Below are 259 nucleotides of genomic sequence, written 5' to 3' on the forward strand. Positions count from 1 at the left end.
CGTTGGCGATCCCGTCGAGGTCCTCTGGCGCGCGCCACTCCAGGTGAAGGTGGACGTCGCCCAGCGATTCCTGGGGCTGGACGTTCCCGTTGACGTTCGAGTTCACCTCGAAGTAGTCAGCGGTCTCGACCCAGTCCGGCTCGGACCCGTCCGGCTTCTGCCAGTCGTCCAGCGTGGCGTCGTCGCCGTTCCAGAGGACGGTCGCGTCGCCCGGCGGGTCGCCACTGAGCCCGCCGGCGGCGGGTTCGACCCGGTCCGG

General features: G+C 70.7%; 1 protein-coding gene. It reads right to left on the bottom strand.

Annotation, left to right across the window (positions count from 1 at the left end; genetic code table 11):
- The coding region (locus C471_RS17410) for a hypothetical protein (RefSeq protein ID WP_004048154.1) at positions 1-259 on the bottom strand (259 nt) is incomplete at both ends.

The sequence above is a fragment of the Halorubrum saccharovorum DSM 1137 genome (genome assembly GCF_000337915.1).
In the GTDB taxonomy this organism is placed as follows: domain Archaea; phylum Halobacteriota; class Halobacteria; order Halobacteriales; family Haloferacaceae; genus Halorubrum; species Halorubrum saccharovorum.